Annotated in this window: 15 protein-coding genes; 10 read left to right on the forward strand and 5 right to left on the reverse strand. The window is 50.1% G+C overall.

The window, feature by feature from the left end; genetic code table 11:
• Nucleotides 1-2 precede the first annotated feature (2 nt).
• The 5 genes from relA (at nt 3) to F5I99_RS03080 (ending at nt 6,713) form a co-directional block, all read left to right on the forward strand.
• On the forward strand, nt 3-2,276 hold the full coding sequence (relA, locus tag F5I99_RS03060) for a GTP diphosphokinase (protein ID WP_151053593.1): 2,274 nt from the start codon (nt 3-5) through the stop codon (nt 2,274-2,276).
• Complete coding sequence (mazG, locus tag F5I99_RS03065) at nt 2,276-3,088, forward strand: nucleoside triphosphate pyrophosphohydrolase (RefSeq protein WP_151053594.1); 813 nt, start codon at nt 2,276-2,278, stop codon at nt 3,086-3,088. The genes relA and mazG overlap by 1 nt, the downstream gene beginning before the upstream one ends.
• Complete coding sequence (gene ppc / locus F5I99_RS03070) at nt 3,078-5,693, forward strand: phosphoenolpyruvate carboxylase (RefSeq protein WP_151053595.1); 2,616 nt, start codon at nt 3,078-3,080, stop codon at nt 5,691-5,693. Before mazG ends, ppc begins: the two co-directional genes overlap by 11 nt.
• Nucleotides 5,694-5,819: 126 nt before the next feature.
• Nucleotides 5,820-6,476 carry an adenylate kinase gene (adk, locus tag F5I99_RS03075; protein WP_151053596.1) on the forward strand — a complete coding sequence of 219 codons (657 nt, stop codon included), beginning with the start codon at nt 5,820-5,822 and terminating at the stop codon, nt 6,474-6,476.
• A gap of 66 nt (nt 6,477-6,542) precedes the next feature.
• Nucleotides 6,543-6,713 (forward strand): oxidoreductase-like domain-containing protein, encoded by a 171-nt coding sequence (locus F5I99_RS03080; RefSeq protein WP_151053597.1) that lies wholly within the window; start codon nt 6,543-6,545, stop codon nt 6,711-6,713.
• A 9-nt stretch (nt 6,714-6,722) separates the two neighbouring features.
• Here F5I99_RS03080 and F5I99_RS03085 read toward each other — a convergent pair whose 3' ends face one another.
• Entirely contained in the window at nt 6,723-7,346 is a 624-nt protein-coding gene (locus F5I99_RS03085; RefSeq protein WP_225307525.1) for a TetR/AcrR family transcriptional regulator, read from the reverse strand.
• Between the two features lie 144 nt (nt 7,347-7,490).
• On the opposite strand from F5I99_RS03085, the gene F5I99_RS03090 reads away from it, so the two are divergent.
• Nucleotides 7,491-9,527, forward strand: a complete 2,037-nt coding sequence (locus tag F5I99_RS03090) for an NADH:flavin oxidoreductase (protein ID WP_151053598.1) — start codon at nt 7,491-7,493, stop codon at nt 9,525-9,527.
• Nucleotides 9,528-9,841: 314 nt separating this feature from the next.
• Here F5I99_RS03090 and F5I99_RS03095 read toward each other — a convergent pair whose 3' ends face one another.
• Complete coding sequence (locus tag F5I99_RS03095) at nt 9,842-11,656, reverse strand: NAD(P)/FAD-dependent oxidoreductase (RefSeq protein ID WP_151053599.1); 1,815 nt, start codon at nt 11,654-11,656, stop codon at nt 9,842-9,844.
• 397 nt (nt 11,657-12,053) lie between these two features.
• Here F5I99_RS03095 and F5I99_RS03100 point away from each other — a divergent pair, with 397 nt between their 5' ends.
• Together F5I99_RS03100 and F5I99_RS03105 are read left to right on the forward strand one after the other, a co-directional pair.
• Nucleotides 12,054-14,024, forward strand: a complete 1,971-nt coding sequence (locus tag F5I99_RS03100) for a sigma-54-dependent Fis family transcriptional regulator (RefSeq protein WP_151053600.1) — start codon at nt 12,054-12,056, stop codon at nt 14,022-14,024.
• A gap of 190 nt (nt 14,025-14,214) precedes the next feature.
• On the forward strand, nt 14,215-15,696 hold the full coding sequence (locus F5I99_RS03105; RefSeq protein WP_225307526.1) for a sensor domain-containing diguanylate cyclase: 1,482 nt from the start codon (nt 14,215-14,217) through the stop codon (nt 15,694-15,696).
• 42 nt (nt 15,697-15,738) lie between these two features.
• Here the strand turns inward: F5I99_RS03105 and F5I99_RS03110 are convergent, their stop codons facing one another.
• Together F5I99_RS03110 and F5I99_RS03115 are read right to left on the reverse strand one after the other, a co-directional pair.
• The gene (locus F5I99_RS03110) at nt 15,739-16,035 is read right to left on the reverse strand and encodes a 2Fe-2S iron-sulfur cluster-binding protein (protein ID WP_151053602.1); all 297 of its coding nucleotides are present in this window, start codon (nt 16,033-16,035) and stop codon (nt 15,739-15,741) included.
• Between the two features lie 77 nt (nt 16,036-16,112).
• Nucleotides 16,113-16,709, reverse strand: coding sequence for a pyridoxamine 5'-phosphate oxidase family protein (locus F5I99_RS03115; RefSeq protein ID WP_151053603.1), 597 nt, complete (start codon nt 16,707-16,709; stop codon nt 16,113-16,115).
• Between the two features lie 94 nt (nt 16,710-16,803).
• On the opposite strand from F5I99_RS03115, the gene pdxR reads away from it, so the two are divergent.
• Entirely contained in the window at nt 16,804-18,237 is a 1,434-nt protein-coding gene (gene pdxR, locus F5I99_RS03120) for a MocR-like pyridoxine biosynthesis transcription factor PdxR (protein WP_151053604.1), read from the forward strand.
• Nucleotides 18,238-18,414: 177 nt separating this feature from the next.
• Nucleotides 18,415-19,437 (forward strand): potassium channel family protein, encoded by a 1,023-nt coding sequence (locus F5I99_RS03125; RefSeq protein ID WP_151053605.1) that lies wholly within the window; start codon nt 18,415-18,417, stop codon nt 19,435-19,437.
• Nucleotides 19,438-19,506: 69 nt separating this feature from the next.
• Here F5I99_RS03125 and F5I99_RS03130 read toward each other — a convergent pair whose 3' ends face one another.
• Nucleotides 19,507-19,983, reverse strand: coding sequence for a YbhB/YbcL family Raf kinase inhibitor-like protein (locus F5I99_RS03130; protein ID WP_151053606.1), 477 nt, complete (start codon nt 19,981-19,983; stop codon nt 19,507-19,509).
• Nucleotides 19,984-20,013: the final 30 nt, after the last annotated feature.

Here is a 20,013-nt window from a genome sequence, read left to right on the forward strand (position 1 = left end):
TAATGGTTAAGGTACGCGACGAACATCCTGTCAGAGATGATGGCTCTGTCGATCTGGAGTTGTGGCTGCAACGCCTGCAGATGCAAACTGATATTGCCGACGCTGAGCAGTTGTGTCGAGCTTGTGAAGCTGTCAGAAGTGCGCATGAAGCCTCTCTTGCAGGAAATGTTGATTGGACCGAGTCACACAAAAATTGTTACAGCATCGGCCTCGAAATGGCGCAGATACTGGCAGAGCTTCAGCAGGATCAGGAAACGCTTGTTGCTGCTGTACTCTATCGTGCTGTGCGAGAAGAAAAGCTCAGTCTGGTAACAGTGAAACGAGACTTTGGCGCTAGCATAGAAACCCTGATTCAGGGTGTGTTGCAGATGGCGGCCATCGGCAGTCGCAAGAACCCTCGCCATGACTCAACGGTATTGGGCGATAGCGAAGGGCAGGTAGATAACCTGCGTAAAATGCTGGTCGCCATGATTGATGATGTCCGAGTGGCGTTGATCAAGATCGCCGAACGTACCTGCGCCATTCGCCGGGTCAAGGACGATACCCGCAAAAAACGTTACCTGGTGGCGCGTGAAGTCTTTGATATCTACGCACCATTGGCACATCGTTTGGGTATCGGCCATATCAAGTGGGAGCTGGAAGATCTGTCTTTTCGCTACCTCAAGCCGAATGACTATAAAAACATAGCCCGTTTGTTGGATGAAAAGCGCCTGGATCGCCAGCTGTTTATCAATGAGGTGGTCGATCAGCTACGCAGTCGTTTGGAGGATGCGGCGATTGCCGGGGATGTTCATGGCCGTGCCAAACATATCTACAGTATCTGGCGCAAAATGCAGCGCAAAAACATTGAGTTCAACCAGGTGTTTGATGTGCGCGCTGTGCGTATTCTGGTGCCGGAAGTCCGTGACTGCTATACCGTATTAGGGATAGTGCATGGTCTGTGGCGTAATATTCCCAATGAGTTTGACGACTATATCGCCTCGCCAAAATCCAATGGCTATCGCTCTCTGCATACGGCTGTATTCGGGCCGGAAGGGAAGGTGCTGGAAATACAGATCCGTACCTTTGAGATGCATGAAGAGGCGGAACTGGGTGTTTGTGCTCATCACCTATATAAAGGTACCGATGTTCGCGCACGTCGAGACGGTTATGAAGAGAAAATATCCTGGTTGCGCCAGGTGCTGGAATGGCATGACGATCTGGGTGAAAGTGAAGGCTTGCGTGAAATCCTGCGTGGTGACGTAACTCAGGATCGTGTGTATGTATTTACACCAGATGGCCATGTTATCGATATGCCATCTGCTTCAACGCCAGTGGATTTTGCCTACCGGGTGCATACCGAAGTGGGCCACCGTTGTCGGGGTGCCAAGGTCAACGGACGTATTGTACCCTTGAACCATGCACTGAAAACCGGCGATCAGATAGAGATTCTTACCAGCAGTGAACAGCGCCCACGGCGTGACTGGCTGAATATCAACCTGGGATTTGTGACCACGTCCAGAGCCCGAGCCAAAGTGGCTCATTGGTTTAAGCAACAAGCCAAAGAGCAAAATGCTGAAGCTGGCCGAGACATGGTCGAGCGTGAAATGCGCCGCCTGGCACTGGATATTCATCAACTGAATCTGAAGTTGATAGCCCAGGGGTTGAGTTTTAAGTTAGTCGATGACATGTTTGCGGCGATTGGTGCGGGCGATTTACGTCTGTCACAACTGCTGAACGAAGCACAGAAACAGACTGAACCCAACCATGAAGAGCAGATGGACCTGCAGCTACTGCCGAGTCAGCATCGTCATACAAGTCATACCCAGGGCAGCGGTGACGCCGTCAGTATTCAGGGGGTCGGTAACTTGTTGACCGTGATGGCCAGTTGTTGCAAGCCGGTACCGGGAGACCCGATTGTTGGGTTTATTACCCAAGGTCGAGGTGTCTCGATTCATCATGAAAACTGCAGTAATTTACAGTCATTACGGGAAACCGAACCCCGTCGGATAGTCTCAGTCGACTGGGATGAAGCGGGTGAACATACCTATCCGGTGGATGTGATGGTTGAAGCGTATGACCGCTCTGGACTCCTACGGGATGTAATGATGATCCTGGCCAATGAAAAGCTAAATATTCTGTCGGCCAACACCAAAACAGATAAGCACAGCAATATTGCCCGTCTGTCGATGACCGTAGAGATTTCTCGCCTGGAAATGTTGGGGCGGCTGATGGATAAGCTCAATCAGTTGCCTAACGTTATCGATGTACACAGAGAAAGGGACGGGAAGCACTGATGTATACGCTGGATGACCTGCTGTTCCTGATGGCGCGACTGCGTAGTCCGCAAGGCTGCCCCTGGGACCAGCTACAGACTTTCAGTTCAATCGTGCCCCATACCCTGGAAGAAGTGTATGAGGTCATCGACGCCTTGGAGCGGGAAGACTGGCCGCATCTGAAAGATGAGCTGGGTGATCTGTTGTTTCAGGTAGTTTTCTATGCCCAATTGGCAGACGAAGCCGAACTGTTCAGATTTACTGATATCATTGATCAGTTGGTGGCTAAGCTGATCAGGCGTCACCCGCATGTATTTCCGGATGGGCAGCTTTACACCGATCAGCAACAGCCATCAATTGATCCCGCTCAGGTTAACCAACGTTGGGAAATGATCAAACAGCAGGAACGTGGAGAGCGACAACAGCACTCTGTACTGGACGAAGTTCCTCAGGCGCTACCAGCATTGAATCGTGCAGCCAAATTGCAGAAACGTGCCGCTAATGTCGGATTTGACTGGGCTGATACAGAGGGTGTGCTGGATAAGATTGAAGAAGAGATTGCCGAACTGCGACAGGCTATCCGTGGGGGACGTCACAGTGAAGTGCTCGATGAAGCCGGTGACCTTCTATTTGCCCAGGTCAATCTATGCAGGCACCTGAAACTTGATCCTGAGCAGGCTCTGCGTAGCACCAATCGTAAATTTGAACGGCGCTTCCGCTATGTTGAAACCCAGGTTAACCAGCAGCGAGGGGATTTTTCCACTTACTCACTGGAAGAGCTGGATGCGTTCTGGAATCAAGCCAAACAGAGAGAAACAGCCGATGAGCATTAACCTGCATGAAGCCTTACGTGATGATGTACGTATGCTGGGCGATAGCCTGGGGAGAACCATTGAGCAGGATATGGGTGAAGGTTTTTTAGAACGGGTCGAGCAGATACGCCATTTGGCTAAAGAAGGGCGCAGTGCTGAAAAACCCGTGCATGATGAGCTCTTAGCGGCTATAGAAAGCCTGCATAAAGATGAAGTGCTACCCTTGGCGCGTGCGTTTACCCAGTTTCTCAACCTGGCCAATATAGCCGAAGAACATCATCGCGTCCGGCGCCAACTCGATGCAGATGAGCAGAACGAGCCTGATGATCTGGCTGAACTGATTCAACAGTTGCATAGCAATTGTGGTCAATCCGCACAGCAGATTGCCGAGACACTGTCGCAACTGCAAATAGATCTGGTGCTTACGGCTCATCCCACTGAGGTCAATCGGCGTACTCTAATTCAGAAGTACGATGCGATTACTGACTGCCTCAAACGACTGGATCGAAATGAGCCAGTGAACGAACGGCTCGATCAATTGATCGCACAGATCTGGCATACTGATGAAATTCGTCGTCAGCGTCCGACACCGGTTGATGAGGCCAAGTGGGGCTTTGCTGTTATTGAAAATTCCTTGTGGAAAGCCATCCCACGTTTTTGTAAACGCCTTGATCAGACATTGCAGGATACCCTAGGTTATCGACTTCCGTTAGACAGTTCACCGGTACGCTTTTCCTCCTGGATGGGTGGTGATCGTGACGGTAATCCGAATGTCACTGCCAAGGTAACGGCGGAGGTTTTGCAGTTGTCGCGCTGGATGGCTGCCGATCTGTTTGCTCAGGATATTGATGAGCTTAGAAAAGAGTTGTCGATGCATCAAGCCACACCAGAGTTACGTGAGCAGGTGGGTGAACAAGCCGCCGAGCCATATCGGGCACTGCTGGGTGGGTTGCGAAGTCGGCTGGAAGCCACTCGCAGAGGTATTGCTGATCAGTTGAGTGGTTTGCCAGCCGATACCAGCCAGTGGATCACCAGTGACCAGGAGTTGCTGCAACCCCTGCTGCTGTGTCATCGCTCTCTGACCGAGTGCGGTATGGCGAATATTGCTGCCGGGCTGTTGGAAGATATTATCCGCCGGGTATCCTGTTTTGGTTTGGCTTTGGTAAAAATTGATATACGCCAGAATGCCGATCGTCATACTGAGGTGTTTGATGAACTGACCCGCTTCTATCAGCTAGGCAGCTATGCCAGTTGGTCTGAAAATAATAAACAGGCGTTCCTGCTGCGCGAACTCCAGTCCCGCCGCCCGCTGATACCCCATCAGTGGCAGCCATCAGATGCCGTTAAAGAGGTGTTGGACACTTGCCAGGTGGTGGCTGCAACGGCGCCGGACTCGCTGGGATCCTATGTCATCTCCATGGCCAGCAAACCCTCGGATGTATTGGCCGTGATCCTGTTGCTGAAAGAGATGGGCATTGGTTGGAATATCCGTGTAGTCCCCCTATTTGAGACCCTGGATGATTTGGAAGGCGGACCGGACTGTATTGCTGCGTTACTGAATATCGATTGGTATAAAGCCTATACTGAGAACCGTCAGGAAGTGATGATTGGTTACTCAGATTCCGCCAAGGATGCGGGGCAGTTAGCTGCTGCCTGGGGGCAGTATCGCGCCCAGCAAGCCCTGACCCGAGTATGTCAGCAGGAGGGTGTACACCTGACGCTGTTCCATGGTCGGGGGGGTACCGTGGGTCGAGGAGGTGGTCCCAGTCATACCGCTATTCTGTCACAGCCGCCGGGCTCAGTCGCTGGCGCTTTACGAGTCACTGAACAGGGTGAGATGATCCGGTTTAAATTCGGTGTCCCAGAAATTGCTATTCGTAATATGGAGCTCTACACAGGGGCGGTACTTCAGGCAACGCTCTGCCCAGGTGCACCAGCCGATGATTCCTGGTGTCAGTATATGGATGGGTTAGCTGGCGCCGGTTTGCGTGGTTACCGTTCTGTTATCCGAGAAGATCCACAGTTTGTGCCTTATTTCCGTTCCACGACACCGGAACAGGAACTGGCAAAGTTACCATTGGGTTCAAGGCCAGCAAAGCGGCGTGTGGACGGCGGAGTGGAAAGCCTTCGAGCGATTCCCTGGATTTTTGCCTGGACACAGATTCGGCTGATGCTGCCAGCCTGGTTGGGGTCTGATACAGCACTGGGAGAGGCGATTGAACGTGGTGAGCTGTCTCGATTACAGCAACTTTACCGCGATTGGGCCTTCTTCCGCACCAATATTGATATGTTGGAGATGGTGCTGGCTAAAAGTGATGCCAGCATTGCCGCTTATTATGAAAAACGTCTCACTTCGGATGAACTCGGAGTACTGGGTGCCAGTTTGCGAGACCGGCTCAAGCACTGCGTTGGACTGGTTAAGCAGATTAAACAGGAAACGCAACTCTTGTCAGAAAATCCGATCATTCGTCAGTCTATTGAGGTGCGAAACCCTTATCTGGATCCATTGCATTTTTTGCAGGTCGAGCTTTTGTATCGAGACCGTAACCAGCCGGACCAGCGTCTGGAGCAAGCATTAATGGTTACCATGGCTGGCATTTCGGCAGGTATGCGCAACACCGGCTAGTGCTAATGTCGAATTGTGGCAGGATAACTCATGACGTTACCCTCGGATACTATTTTACTTGCGTCCGGCTTGGGTGAAAAAGCCGGAATAGTGACTTATTACAAATAAATCAGGAGAAAACCCTCAATGCGAATTATTCTGCTCGGCGCACCTGGTGCCGGTAAAGGTACTCAAGCACAGTTTATTACTGAAAAGTTCGGCATTCCGCAGATCTCTACAGGTGATATGCTGCGCGCGGCGGTCAAAGCGGGTACCCCACTGGGTATACAAGCGAAGAAGGTCATGGATGAGGGTGGATTGGTGTCTGATGACATCATTATTGGGTTGGTTAAAGAACGCATCACCGAAGCAGATTGTGCCAATGGCTTCTTGTTCGATGGCTTCCCCAGAACGATTCCGCAGGCGGATGCACTAAAAGAAGCCGGTGTTAAAATTGATGCTGTGGTTGAAATCGATGTGGATGATGAGGAAATTATCAAGCGCATGAGTGGCCGTCGTGTTCACCCTGGTTCTGGTCGGACCTACCATGTAACATTTAATCCACCGAAAACCGAAGGTAAGGATGATGTCACTGGTGATGATCTGGTGCAGCGTGAAGATGATCAGGAAGACACCGTGCGTCAGCGCCTGAATGTCTACCATGATCAAACCAAGCCTTTGATTAACTATTATAAAAGCTGGGCCGAACAGGATGCAGCTACCGCACCGACTTATGTATATGTAGCTGGTGTTGGCAGTGTTGAAGATATCCGCGATAAAGTATTTTCCAGCTTACAAGGTTGATAACAACCAAGCCCTGCACAGTCAGGGCTTGGCCTCTTTTTTAACAGATACCGCTAATGATTTTCGATGACTGATACCGTAATAATAGATGAGCCTTTACCACCCGCACCCAGTGAATGCTGTGGCGGCGGATCCTGCGACCCTTGTGTCTGGGATGTGTATTACCAACAACGACGTTTATGGATGGCACAGAAACAGACTGTTGAAGCTCAGGAGTCCCAAAAATCCCAGTCATAACCTGAGCTTTCAACCCAGTGAAGCACTATGTCGATGATAAAAGCGTTTAAGCTGGTTTGCTGAAGCAGATTGGCCGGTAAATACCCGTACATAATGTTCAATACGTGTCATACGCACGGTCAGGCTTTCATGGGTGCGCATGGAAACATAACCTATCTGAGTCAGATAAATAGTACGCGCGCGAATATCGGCTTCCTGGCTAGCAAAGCCGAACTGTTCAAACATCTCACGGATCGCTTGCAGTCGTCGTTGGTCTGCCTGTTCGATTTCGGCTTCCACATCGGCTGATTGTAACGCCCAGTTACGCATCGCAAACTCAAAGGCATCATCAAACAGTGCTTGATCAAGCCAGCAGTCAAACAGATTCAGTACGGCCTCGGTGATGTTTTCGGCATAGGCTTGAGTCTGCTGAATCAGGTTGCCGGTATTCTTATCTCGCCAGCGTTGTATCAGTGCCTCTAGTAGCGCCTCCCGGTCCTTGAAAAACCAGTAAAAACTGGTACGCGATAGCCCCAGTTGCTTGGCTAAGGGTTGTATACGCACAGCTTCCACACCACGCGTTATCAGCGTGTCATAGGCAATATCTATCCATATTTCTGGCGAGCCGCGCCAGCCGGTTTCAGGCATATTCATGTCGCGAAGAATACGGTCTTTGGTCGTTCATGGCAATCTAATGTTCACTTATGTACTTATAATTGACACATGTGTACATTTTAACTAATCTCAATGCATACGGGTTTAAAAACCTATATGTAACCATCGCCGGAGGCCGTTCACATGTCCAAAGATCCTTTGCTGCAACCCTATCAGCTGAAGCACTTGACGCTGAAAAACCGCATCATGACCACCGCGCATGAACCGGCTTACCCGGAAGATGGCATGCCTAAAGCCAAATACCGTGCCTATCATGCGGAACGGGCAAAAGCGGGTATTGCCCTGACCATGACCGCAGGCTCGGCGACGGTGTCTAAAGACAGCCCGCCAGTGTTCAACAATATTTTGGCCTACAAGGATGAAGTGGTGCCCTATATGCGCGACCTGGCGGATGCCTGTCACGAGCATGGTACGGCGATCATGCTGCAGTTGACTCATTTGGGACGCCGGACCCATTGGGCCAAGGGTGACTGGTTAAATGTGGTTTCACCTTCACATCATCGCGAAGCCAGTCACCGTGCCTTTCCGAAAAAAATGGAAGACTGGGATATCGAACGGATTATCAAGGATTATGCCGATGCGGCTGAGCGCATGTATGCGGCGGGTCTGGATGGTATCGAGTTGCAGGCATACGGGCATCTGATGGATCAGTTCTGGTCACCGCTGACCAATACGCTGGAGGGGCCTTATGGTGGCTCTCTGGATAACCGACTCAAGTTTACGTTTGACGTCTTACGCGAAATCCGTAAACGCGTCGGTGAGCAGTTTATTGTCGGTGTGCGTTATACCGCCGATGAGCAGCTGCAAGGTGGCCTGACTATGGAGGAGGGTCTGCTGATTTCAGATCGCTTTAAAGACAGTGGTATGGTCGACTTTCTGAATGTCATACGGGGGCATATCGATACCGATGCCGGTTTAACCGATGTGATCCCGGTACAAGGGATGCGCAATGCCCCACACCTGGATTTTGCCGGTGAGGTGCGTAAACGTACCGGTATGCCGACCTTTCATGCGGCCAAAATTCCGGATATCGCTACCGCACGTTACGCTATCGATTCCGGCAAACTGGATATGGTGGGCCTTACCCGTGCGCATATGGCCGATCCGCATATTGTGCGCAAAATTCTGGCTGGACAGGAGGAGCGCATCCGTCCCTGTGTTGGCGCTAACTTCTGTCTTGACCGTATTTATCAGGGTGGGGATGCCTACTGCATTCATAATCCAGCCACAGGTCGTGAGCTGACCATGCCACATGATATTCCGCCAGCGATGGAACATAAAAAGGTTCTGGTGGTGGGAGCTGGACCCGCTGGACTGGAAGCCGCACGCGTGGCGGCTGAACGCGGCCATGCGGTGACAGTGATGGAAGCGGCGGCCTTGCCGGGTGGTCAGGTGCGTTTAACGGCGCAGAATGAACGGCGGCGCGAGATGATCAGTATTATTGATTGGCGTATGGCGGAATGTGAAACGCTGGGGGTGAATTTTCGCTTCAATACCTGGGCTGAAGTCGATGATGTAATGAGCGAAGCGCCCGATGTGGTAATTATTGCAACCGGTGGCTTGCCGCATACCGAGGTATTGGCACAGGGTAATGAGCTGGTGGTATCGACCTGGGATATTATCGCCGGTGATGTGAGGCCAGGTAAGAATGTATTGATTTATGACGATGCCGGGGATCATGCGGCGCTTCAGGCCGCTGAAGTTATAGCCGCCAGTGGTGCCAAGGTCGAGATTATGACCCCTGACAGAACCTTCGCCCCAGAAGTCATGGCGATGAATCTGGTACCCTATATGCGCAGTCTGCAAAAGCATGATGTCACCTTTACAGTGACCTACCGATTAGAGTCGGTAGAGCGTCATGAAGGGGGATTGCTGGCTCGGCTGGGCAGCGACTATGGCGGTGTGTTGAATACTCGTCATGTCGATCAGGTGGTCGTCAATCACGGCACCCTGCCACTGGATGATCTGTATTTTGAACTCAAGCCCCAGTCAGTCAACCTGGGGGCGGTGGATTATGAAACCTTGATTGCGGGAGCGCCGCAAACACTGATTTCTAACCCTGAAGGACAGTTCCGCTTATACCGTATCGGCGATGCCGTATCAGCGCGTAATACCCACGCCGCAATTTATGATGCGCTGCGACTGGTTAAAGATATTTAATCAACACGGCCCGGCACTGCCGGGCTTTCTTTGGCAAAGAACAGTCAGGCTTTTTTCAGTTTTTTCTTCAGCTTCTGCACTTTCTTTTCTTGCTTGGCTACTTTGGCCTTGGTGGCTTTAATTGCACTTTTGAGTTTCTTTTTGCTTGCTGACATAGGTAGCTCCAATTATCTTGTTAGTAAATACAACAGTTTAAGGTTAGACAACATAGCCGGATTCGTCAAAGCCGGTGTTGGAATCAATGGTTTTCCACCCATTCACCGGCTTTCAGAAACTGCAGTTGTCTTCATTCTGTTAGCTTAGTGTGCAGTTTGCTAACTCAGATGATGCACCGGTTCCATGCCATACACCGGCGTCTCGATCCCCTCCATGCGCGCTTTTATTTGTAAGGACAGGTATTGAGAGTAGTGCCGGGACTGATGCAAGTTGCCGCCATGGAACCACAGCGCTTGCTGCTGTGTCGGTTTCCACATATTGCGCAGCTCTCCCTCCCATGGACCGGGATCTTTGGCGGTGTTCGAACCCATACCCCAACATTTGCCAACTTTGTCAGCAACTTCTTGAGAGATGATTTGAGCAGCCCAGCCATTCATCGACCCAAAACCGGTAGCATATACAATCAAGTCTGCGTCCAGTTCAGTACCGTCGGTCAGCACCACTGAGTTAGTTTTGATGCGCTCAATCGATACGCCTGATTTTAGTTTGATCTCTCCGTTAGCCACTAAATCCGATGCCCCGACATCAATATAATAGCCTGAACCTCGGCGCAGGTATTTCATGAACAGGCCTGAACCATCCTCACCGAAATCAAGCAGGAAGCCTGCATCGGTTAAGCGTTGGTAAAACTCAGCATCCTTTTCCGCTACGGCTTGGTAAGCAGGAATGTGGAACTGTGGCATGATTTCAAAAGGTATGGATGCAAATGTGAGATCGGCCTTGTAAGTCGTCATACCATTTTCAACAGCTTCTTCAGAATAGAGCCCACCTAACACCAGCTCCATCAGTGAATCGGATTTGATGATATGTGTAGAGGAGCGCTGAATCATAGTAACGTCAGCTTCATTTTCCCAAAGGGCACAACAGATATCATGAGCTGAGTTATTCGCACCAAGAACGACGCATTTTTTGCCTTTGTAAGCTTCACCTCCAGGGTGTTTACTAGAGTGATGCTGTTCACCTTCAAACACATCCATACCCGGTATATCCGGAATGTTAGGGATACCCGACATGCCCGTTGCCAGAACCAACTGCTTGGGGTGAAGTGTCAGTTTTTCGCCATTGCGATCGACTTCAACTGTCCACTCCTGTTTATCTTCGTCATATTTTGCCTGGGTGCAACGGGTGGAGCCCCAGTAGTTCAACTCCATGACGTTGGTGTACATTTCTAACCAATCACCGATCTTATCCTTGGGGGTGAATACCGGCCAGTTTTCGGGAAATGGGATATAGGGCATGTGGTCATACCAGATGGGATCGTGCAATGAGAGTGATTTGTAACGATTACGCCAGGTATCTCCGGGCTTAGGCAGTGCATCAATAATAATGGTCGGTACTTCAAGCTGTCGAAGCCGAGCGCCTAAGCCAATACCGCCCTGGCCACCACCAATGATCAAACAGTAAGGTTGTTCGCTATAACCCAGGGTGGCTTGCTCATGCTGGCGCTTTTCTAACCATGTCTGGCGGTTCTTATTGGCACCATGTTCTGCTCCCTTAGGGCGGAGCTTATTGCGTTTTTCGGGGTAATTCTTTAACTCAGTCATGGTGGTTAAGAAGGTCCATGCCAGCCCATCGCGAAGTCGCAGATAGCCTCGGCCTGTGGCTTCCTTGGTGTCGAAGGTAATCCAGGCTTCGACTACCCCGTCTGTTTCGGTAGCATCTTGTTCCACGCGCCAGTTGCTAGGGGCCACCGTTGCCATAGTCGCTGCGATCATTTCACTGATAGCTGATCGGCCAGCCAGGGTTTTTATGTTCCAGGTAAAGGCGACCAGGTCGCGCCAGTAGCCCTCCTTCTCAAATAATTGAGCCGCTTGCGTCGGTGTGTCGGAACTCAATGCAGCCGCTAATTTTTCCACCCAGGCGACGGCGTCAAGTGTCGGCTTATGATTTGGGGTGAGTGTGGTACGAGTCATAGATCTCTCCAATGCAGACTATTGTTTTTGTTACTGCGTTAACACCAGCATTGCTCATGGGGGCAGGAGCATCACAGGGCAATGTTGATAACAGAGATAGAGCAGTAAGCGTGCCAAAGCGCAGTGTTTCAATGGTTTTAGTTTTTATATCATTGAATTAAAATGATATTTTATATTTATTGCGCAGAGTGTGGCGGCGATGGGCTGAAGAATTGCTACAGGTTTTTTTACAGCTGTAACCTGTTCTAGTCACAACTGTAACGTGAAACCAAGCTCAGCTTTACAGGTGTAACGCGATCACATCAGCCCTATATAGAAAGATAGAAAGCCAGTCTTTTACAGAGTAAACTCGGGAGTGCCGTGCAATAAAAATAACAGTCGCGGACCAAGGAAAAACATGCATAACTTAAGCCAGCGTCGTCATATAGACACAATACTTAGCTATGGTGGGCATCAATCCGCACCTAGGCGCTATGCGCCCATACATGAACTCATTGGCCGTTCGTGGAAGCGCTGTTTGAGTGAATATGGTTTAGATCCTTGCCAACCGAGACCTGCACGCATTGTCACGCAGCAAACCTTGCGCGAGCATCAAGATTCAGTCGATGAGTTCTTGAACGTGGCGCGAGCAGGCGTAGAACAGTTATATGCTCAGGTCGCCAGCTTGGGTTATGTCCTGTTATTAAGTGATTATCGTGGTATCACTGTTCAGTTCCTGGGGGATAAGCGTGATGAGCGCTTGCATAAGGCGGGACTTTACTTGGGCGCCGACTGGAATGAGCAATACGCAGGCACCTCGGCAGTGGGTACGTGCATCCAGGAACAGCAAGCGCTTACCTGCCATCGGCTTGATCATTTTGATAGTTCACACATTAGCTTAACTTGCACCGCTGCTCCGATAAAAGACCCGTCGGGTCAGTTGCTTGCGGTTCTGGATATCTCTGCCCTAAATTCATCCCGCACACCTGAGAGCCAGAATTTTGCCTTGCACCTGACCCAGCTCTATGCGCGCTTAATTGAAGACGTCTATTTTTTAAGGCGTTATCGTCATCATTTAGTGTTTAAGTGTGATCAATCCCGAGAACTTGTACAAGTAAGCGGACAATTGTTGTTTGCTCTGGATGAACAAGGTGAGGTGCTGGCAGCTAACACCGCCGCACGGGACTTGCTCATGCAACTCAACAAAATTGATCTGCAAAAGCTTTCATTACCTGAGCTGCTTGAGTGCCAATGGCAAGACATTTTATCCATTAATGCTTGTCATGATGGCACGCGCGCTTTCCGGGTAGAGGGGACTCAGCAAACCTTGTACGGCACACTTATTGAGCCGAAGTCGCCTACAGCGAGTCGGTTCTTCATGGCCCCCAGCGTTACGCAGCAAGCTGAGCCAGTTCCTGCATTAGACCGTTTATGTGCCGATGATCCCGCCATGCGCCAAACCCTAAGTTTGGCAAAACGCTTACGTAATAAAAATGTGAGCTTGCTTATTCTCGGCGAAACAGGCACGGGTAAGGAGGTGTTGGCACAGGCGATTCATGCCACGAGCCATCGAGCCGACAGTGCGTTTATGGCTGTCAATTGTGCTGCTATTCCTGACTCTTTGATCGAAAGTGAGTTATTTGGATATGTACCGGGTGCCTTTACTGGGGGGCGTGCAAAAGGTGCAAAAGGGATCATCCAGCAAGCAAACGGTGGCACACTCTTTTTAGATGAAATCGGCGATATGCCCTTACATCTGCAAACTCGTTTGCTGCGCGTCTTGGCAGAAGGGCAGGTGTTACCCTTGGGCGCAGTAACACCTATTGACCTGGACATTAGAGTGTTGGCGGCGACCCACTGTAATATTCAGAAACTTGTTGCAGAGGGCCGCTTTCGCGAAGATTTATTCTATCGTTTAAACGGAGCAACACTAACACTGCCTACACTCAGAGCACGTGCCGACAAGCAGTACCTTATCCAAGCCTTGCTACAGCAGATTAACCCCAATATCCGGCTAAGAGCCGATGCGGTGAGCGCCTTACTCGCTTATGCATGGCCTGGCAATATCAGGCAGCTTGCTAATGTGTTGACCTTTGCAGAAGCCATCAGTGAAGCTGGTGAAATCACCGTACACCACTTGCCTAAAGAAATTACAACACATCAACCTGAGCGGCCGGTTTTTTCTTTCCCAATGCAAACGCCTTACGAGCTTTCCCAATCAGACATTACCGACAGCTACTCACAAACTTCTGAACAACAAATCCTGCTGAACCTACTGCGGCAGCAGCGTTGGAACATATCTGCGGTTGCTAAACAATTGAGCGTATCGCGTCCCACCGTATACCGGCGGATTAAAAAGCTGAACATTGTTATGCCAAAGGATGTGTAAAGCCCATTTGCAACGCTATCGGTTAAAAAACGGGCTTAAAAGTGATGCGAAAGCGTATTTCACTTGTTATTTGATCGGGAGGACGGTTTGCCTATTCCAAATAGGCGGATTATGCTCCAAAGACGCCAAAAATTAATAATCAGGAGATAGAACGCTGACTACGGTTGCTAGAGATTTGCGCCGTAAACGCATGCCCCGGTTAACGCGCATCAATTACACGCCCCGAGTTCTCGGGTTCGGTGCGATTTTTGTTGCCATTTCCTGGCTGACTTATGTTCGCGACTGGTCCGCCGGACTCTATGTCCTTGCGGCTGTCTACTTTCTGCTGTACCCCCATTGTGTGTATTGGTTCGATCGTTTACGCGAGTCACCCAAGGGCATCGAAATTTCTGCCATGCTGTTCGATGCATTTATGCTGGCGCTATGGACGGTTGCAATCGAGTTTTCTGGCTGGGTCAGCTTTACTTTGCTGGCTACGGTCATTCTCAATAACACCATGACTGGGGGCGTCCCCCAATTTATACGAGCCGCCGCCTGTTATGGGTTGGGCCTGTTAGTCGGTGCCTTGTTGTTTGGAGTACATTGGTCACCCGAGGCCCCGCTGGGCATCGAAATCATTACTATGGTCGCGCTGCAGGTCTATATTTTTGTAGTTGCCAGGGTGCTTTCCATACAGAACCAGCGGCTGTTTCGTACTAAAAACGATGCCGAAAAGAAGAATGTTATTTTTTTAACCATGCTCAAACTGACTGATCTGGGTGATCAGTCTGAAACCCTTGAACTCTTGGTCGACGAGGCCTTGAAAGTGTTGCAAGGACTCTATCCGAATCAATCTTTTGGTTTTGTACTCAAGGATCCTGACGAGTCTGATACCCTGAACTTTGCCGCCTATACCTCAGATCTGGACGAGGAACAACGCGCCCTATTGCGTTGCCAGTTGTCGCGCGTGTGCGAGTATTTACCTAAAGGGCAGTTCGTCAGCATCGCTGATCAGGATGATAATAGTTTTGTGTTTCCGTTGAAGCAGCGTGTGGATCGTTTTCAAGGGTTGTTACTGATTCATGGACGGAAGCTACCGGAGGAAGAGCGGCAATCGATGAGATTGTTACTAAAGCAACTCAGTACCACTATTGCCAATAAGTTGCTCTCACTGGAATTGAAATCAGCAGCTGAACGGGATGCACTGACCGGCATCTATAATCGGGGTCGATTGGAACAAGAAATTGCCGATGCTGAAGCGAGGCTTCGTGACAATATGGATGCTCACTTTAGTGTTATTTTGATTGATCTGATTGGCCTCAAACCGATCAACGATCAGTACGGGCACATAGCGGGTGATCAGTTGATTTGTAGCGTTGCCAATGCCCTACGCGCTACCTGTAGAGAGCATGATCGTCTGTTTCGATTTGGAGGGGATGAGTTTGTTATCCTCTGTAGAGATGAAACGGGTCAAGGCGCCAGAGCATTGGTGAAGCGTATTGACCACCACGTCAAGGGACAGAAGGTGTCGTTGTCAACCGATCAGGGCGCTGCTATGGATGTGCGTATTGAACTCAGCGTTGGTCTGGCGCACTCTGATCAGGTTCCGCCGGAAGACGTACTAAAGCGTGCCGATGAGCGCATGTATGAGGATAAGAAACGCTGGTATGCCGAGCGTGACCGGTATCGTTAGATGTTTCGAGTTGACTGTTCAAGTTCAAAGGTTCGGGGCGTACTATTTGGGTGCCTGTGGTTTTAGCCGCATCAGCTTCAGATCTGTTTTCGGGAAGGCGATGCAGGGCAGTATCCAGCCATCGGCCTGTTCGCCGTCATTGAGCCCATAGGGGTGACGCCCCCGATAATCGATAGTGCCAGATATCAATCGACAGCGGCAGACACCACAGGCGCCGTTTATACAGGCTTTGCGCAGCAAAATATCCGCATCGGTCAGCGTGTCAAAGAGACTCTTTTCCGTATGGGCGGATAAGGTGACTATAGGTGTATCGTCCAGCTGTAATGTTATTTCAGTCATACCGATATGGCCTGGCCAAAACCCTGGTTGCTATCTTGGCGTATAGTCTCTCCTGCCAAAGCCTGCCAGTAAACTGATTATTCGTAGATAATCTCGCCCAGTTGCAGCTGTATCGGTTGAACACCCGCCCAAACTGGAAGTTGCATATCCTCTGGATCATCCACTGGCCCGCCGGTTCTGACTTTAGCTGCAATGTTGCTTAGCGTAAACGCCAATACACTGGTGGCTTTCAGTTCAGTGGCATTGGCAGGACGTGCTTCTTTTGAGCGGCCTGTATGGAACTTCTCCATCAGCGCATCCAATGCCGCACATTTCTCCTGCTCATCGGTCACCAATCTGGCTTTACCATACAGAATAACACTACGGTAGTTCACCGAATGGTGAAAGGCTGAGCGCGCAAACACTATCCCATCCAACAAGGTAATGGCAATGCTGCCTTCGGCCCCGTTCATCAGCCGTTGGAACAGCCCGTTTTTAGCAGAGCCGTGTACATACAGAGTTTCGCCTATACGCCAGTGCAGGGTGGGTTGAAGATAAGATGTCTGCTCATCGCCACAGGCAAGATGACACACCAGGGCTTCATCAATAATGGCATGAATAACGGCCTGATCATAATTGGCCCGCTTGGGACCACGGATAACACGGTTTCGCTCATTGATCGGGTATTCGCTCATAGTCATTTCCTTCACTGTGGATAAAAGCCAGTGTAGAGAGCTAAAATGGATTGGAAAAGATCCAATTTATAGTAAATTTATAGGTCCAATTTTGATGCGTCTACCGCGAACACCTTTCAATCCTATGGCTGATCCAAGCCTGCCACGTTATCGCCAGGTGTTTGCCTGGCTGCAGCAAGCGATACTCAATGCCGAGCTGAAGAGTGGTGAACAGTTGCCTGCTACACGGGATCTTGCCCGGCAACTAGGTTTGTCCCGCAATACCGTGAAGGAGGCCTATGAGTTACTACAAGCCGAAGGCTATATTGAAGCGCGTCAGGGCGCAGGCAGTTTCGTTGTTGAGTTGCCTGCCCATCTGTTGCGTCATGCCCCCGTGGCTGATCCTGATGTCTATCCGCAACAGGCTCTACCTGACTTGAATCATCGTCTGGATGCGCTGCAAGCCTTCCGCATACCTGAAACACGGGTTTCTCAGCGTTTGCAGCCTGCGCTACCGGCTTTAGATGCTTTTCCCTTGCCGCAGTGGAAGCGCTGTTTGAATCAGTCTACTTCCCGGCCTCTGCTGCAGCACAGCCCGCTGGCAGGTGAGCCGTTGTTGCGGGACGAACTGGTTAAGCATCTGGCTATGCGCCGTGGTATTCAGGTGGACGCATCACAATTGCTGATTACCTCAGGTTCACAGCAAGCCCTGCATTTTGTAGCTGAGTTGCTGCTGGGTTCAGGTGATAAAGCGTTAGTGGAATCTCCTGGCTACCCTGGTACGGCAGCGGTGATGCGTGCCGCCGGAGCCAAGGTAGAGTCCATTAGCTGGCAGTCTTTGCAGCAAGGGCTGCCTAGTGGGCTGGTGGCAAAATGTTTGTGCGTGACGCCATCACGTAACTTTCCGTTGGGGCATACCTTGACCTTAACGGCCCGTTTAGCGCTGCTTAACTGGGCTGAACAGCAACGTTGCTGGATTATTGAAGATGATTTTGACTGCGAATTTGCGACTGGACAGCCAATCACGGCCTTGTACGCTTTAAGTAGGAAACAGCGTGTTATTTATACCGGTACCTTCAGTCGCACCATGTTTCCGTCCTTGCGCTTGGGGTATTTGGTACTTCCACCGGCTTTGGTTCCTGGTATGCTTAAGCTACGTGGATACCAGGATGGGGGGCTGACACGCCTACCTCAGCATGCGCTGGGGCAATTCATGGCTGAAGGGCATTACAGTCGGCATTTGAAAAAGATGCGCCAGTTGTATCAGCAGCGCCGAGAAGCATTAATGGCGTTGATATCAGCTTCTCCCTTATCAGAATTGCCGATGATCGACGCGGGTGGAGGGATGCACCTGGTACAGGCATTGCCGCCTGACCACCTGGATCAACCTTTGTGCCAGCGGCTCAATAATGCCGGTATAGGTGCTCGCCCTTTATCGGCCTATGATCCACTGACCGATCAACAGGGGCTGATACTGGGGTTTAGTGCAGACCCTGTTGATCGGATGGCGCAGGCTGTTTCGCATTTGGTTCGAGCGTATAGTTTATGATTTAACGTACACTTATGTTCGCCATAGTTGAAACCTGGGTGGATTAAGTCGTGCTGGCTAGTGAATGATAAAGTGGCAAGGGATATCAGTTAGAGAGGATGCCAGTCCTATCACACAAGATATGAGCCGATACCTGTCTCTTGTTATTCAGGGGTAATTAAAGGAGTAATATTTCAGGTGTTATTAGTTGAAAAAGTCAAACATGTCGTTTTTTCTGTTTTTTTTAAAGCGAACGCGAGTTCAACGTTAGCAGTAACCCTGCTGTATGTTCTGATTAGTTACCTACTGCTCAACCTGGCCGGTGAACAAGACATTATAATCTTGGAGAACTTTGGCTACTGGCTTGCCGTCACCGCATCAACCGTCGGTTATGGTGACCTGTCACCGACTACTTTCTGGGGTAAGGTTGTTGTTAGTTTATGGGTTATTCCCGTCGGGTTAAGCATATTTGCATTTTTGATTGCTCGCGTGAGTTTTGCCTTGTCTGAACGAGCATTTAAAGGAAGAAGAGGGCTACGTCATTTGAATACACAAAACCACACTGTCATTATCGGCTGGAACGAGCAACGTACAATACGACTCATTGAATTGCTGTTAGATAAACATAATGCACACCACCGTCGAGTTGTCCTGTGCGTAGCCAAGGACATTGAAAACCCGATGCCGAATAAAATTGGGTTTGTGAAAGTAGAGTCGTTTTCTCACCAAGAAACAATGGCTAAAGCCTGTCTGGATACCGCCGATCGTATCATTATTGATACGCCATTGGACGATGTTACGTTAACTACAGCCTTATATTGCCAAAAAGTCAGCCCCAGCAGCCATAAAACAGCCTATTTTCAAGATGAATCTATTGGCGATTTGTTACTGTCACACTGTCCTGGTATTGAGATCATACCGTCGGTATCTGTTGAGCTCCTAGCCAAGTCGACTATCGATCCAGGTTCAAGTCAGTTGCATAAACAACTGCTGGATAGTAGTGATGGAATGACACAGTTCAGTAGCAAATATAATGGTGACAAGGTCGAGTATGAGCCTCTGTTTAATAAGCTAAAACACGAATATGATGCCACCCTGATAGGAGTTAGGAAGGATGGAGGTCAGTCGATCGAACTCAATCCCCCACTAACACTCAGGGTAGTGCCCGGCGACATTTTGTTTTACATCGCTGCTAAACGACTCCCCGCTCTGTTAGCCTAGTTGTCCAGCAGCCAAGTCTGACTGAAATCAGGTTAGTATCCTTGTCCTTACAGGGCTTGAAGTGGTGTTTTAGTCTCGCTGATAAGTACCCACTAACCGGTTGACACCGAGCAAATACGGCTCGGTTTTTTCCAGCAGCTCAGCCATGCTCAGTCCTGCCGGTAGTTGCAACGGACGTTCCAGTGCCAGGATCCAGAAATAGTAGTGGTGCAGACCATGCCCTTCGGGAGGCATAGGGCCTGCATAACCGTTTTTTCCATAATCGTTAACACCAGACGTCCCTTCGGTACTGCCTTCAACCAGACTACGTAAATCGGCAGGCAGGTTATACAGCACCCAATGTACAAAACCATAGCTGCCCTGCTTAATCAAGGGTGCATCTGGATCATGGCAGATCAGGGCAAAGGCTTGGGTGCCTTCTGGAACAGAATCCCAGGCCAGAGCGGGGGAAATGTTATCTCCTTCACCGGTATGTTTGCTGGGAATCTGGCCGCCGGCTGGGAAAGCGTTGCTGGTTAATTGGATGCTTGAGAGTGCGAAAGCCATGCGCTGCTCCTTTAATCAAGTGATAAGGTG

Source organism: Nitrincola iocasae (assembly GCF_008727795.1).
Lineage (GTDB): Bacteria > Pseudomonadota > Gammaproteobacteria > Pseudomonadales > Balneatricaceae > Nitrincola > Nitrincola iocasae.

What these genes read in the sequence shown, in the direction of transcription:
- relA (WP_151053593.1), top strand. Translation starts at nt 3, where the DNA reads ATGGTTAAGGTACGCGACGAACATCCTGTCAGAGATGATGGCTCTGTC.
- mazG (WP_151053594.1), top strand. Translation starts at nt 2,276, where the DNA reads ATGTATACGCTGGATGACCTGCTGTTCCTGATGGCGCGACTGCGTAGT.
- ppc (WP_151053595.1), top strand. Translation starts at nt 3,078, where the DNA reads ATGAGCATTAACCTGCATGAAGCCTTACGTGATGATGTACGTATGCTG.
- adk (WP_151053596.1), top strand. Translation starts at nt 5,820, where the DNA reads ATGCGAATTATTCTGCTCGGCGCACCTGGTGCCGGTAAAGGTACTCAA.
- F5I99_RS03080 (WP_151053597.1), top strand. Translation starts at nt 6,543, where the DNA reads ATGACTGATACCGTAATAATAGATGAGCCTTTACCACCCGCACCCAGT.
- F5I99_RS03085 (WP_225307525.1), bottom strand. Translation starts at nt 7,346, where the DNA reads ATGAATATGCCTGAAACCGGCTGGCGCGGCTCGCCAGAAATATGGATA.
- F5I99_RS03090 (WP_151053598.1), top strand. Translation starts at nt 7,491, where the DNA reads ATGTCCAAAGATCCTTTGCTGCAACCCTATCAGCTGAAGCACTTGACG.
- F5I99_RS03095 (WP_151053599.1), bottom strand. Translation starts at nt 11,656, where the DNA reads ATGACTCGTACCACACTCACCCCAAATCATAAGCCGACACTTGACGCC.
- F5I99_RS03100 (WP_151053600.1), top strand. Translation starts at nt 12,054, where the DNA reads ATGCATAACTTAAGCCAGCGTCGTCATATAGACACAATACTTAGCTAT.
- F5I99_RS03105 (WP_225307526.1), top strand. Translation starts at nt 14,215, where the DNA reads ATGCCCCGGTTAACGCGCATCAATTACACGCCCCGAGTTCTCGGGTTC.
- F5I99_RS03110 (WP_151053602.1), bottom strand. Translation starts at nt 16,035, where the DNA reads ATGACTGAAATAACATTACAGCTGGACGATACACCTATAGTCACCTTA.
- F5I99_RS03115 (WP_151053603.1), bottom strand. Translation starts at nt 16,709, where the DNA reads ATGAGCGAATACCCGATCAATGAGCGAAACCGTGTTATCCGTGGTCCC.
- pdxR (WP_151053604.1), top strand. Translation starts at nt 16,804, where the DNA reads ATGCGTCTACCGCGAACACCTTTCAATCCTATGGCTGATCCAAGCCTG.
- F5I99_RS03130 (WP_151053606.1), bottom strand. Translation starts at nt 19,983, where the DNA reads ATGGCTTTCGCACTCTCAAGCATCCAATTAACCAGCAACGCTTTCCCA.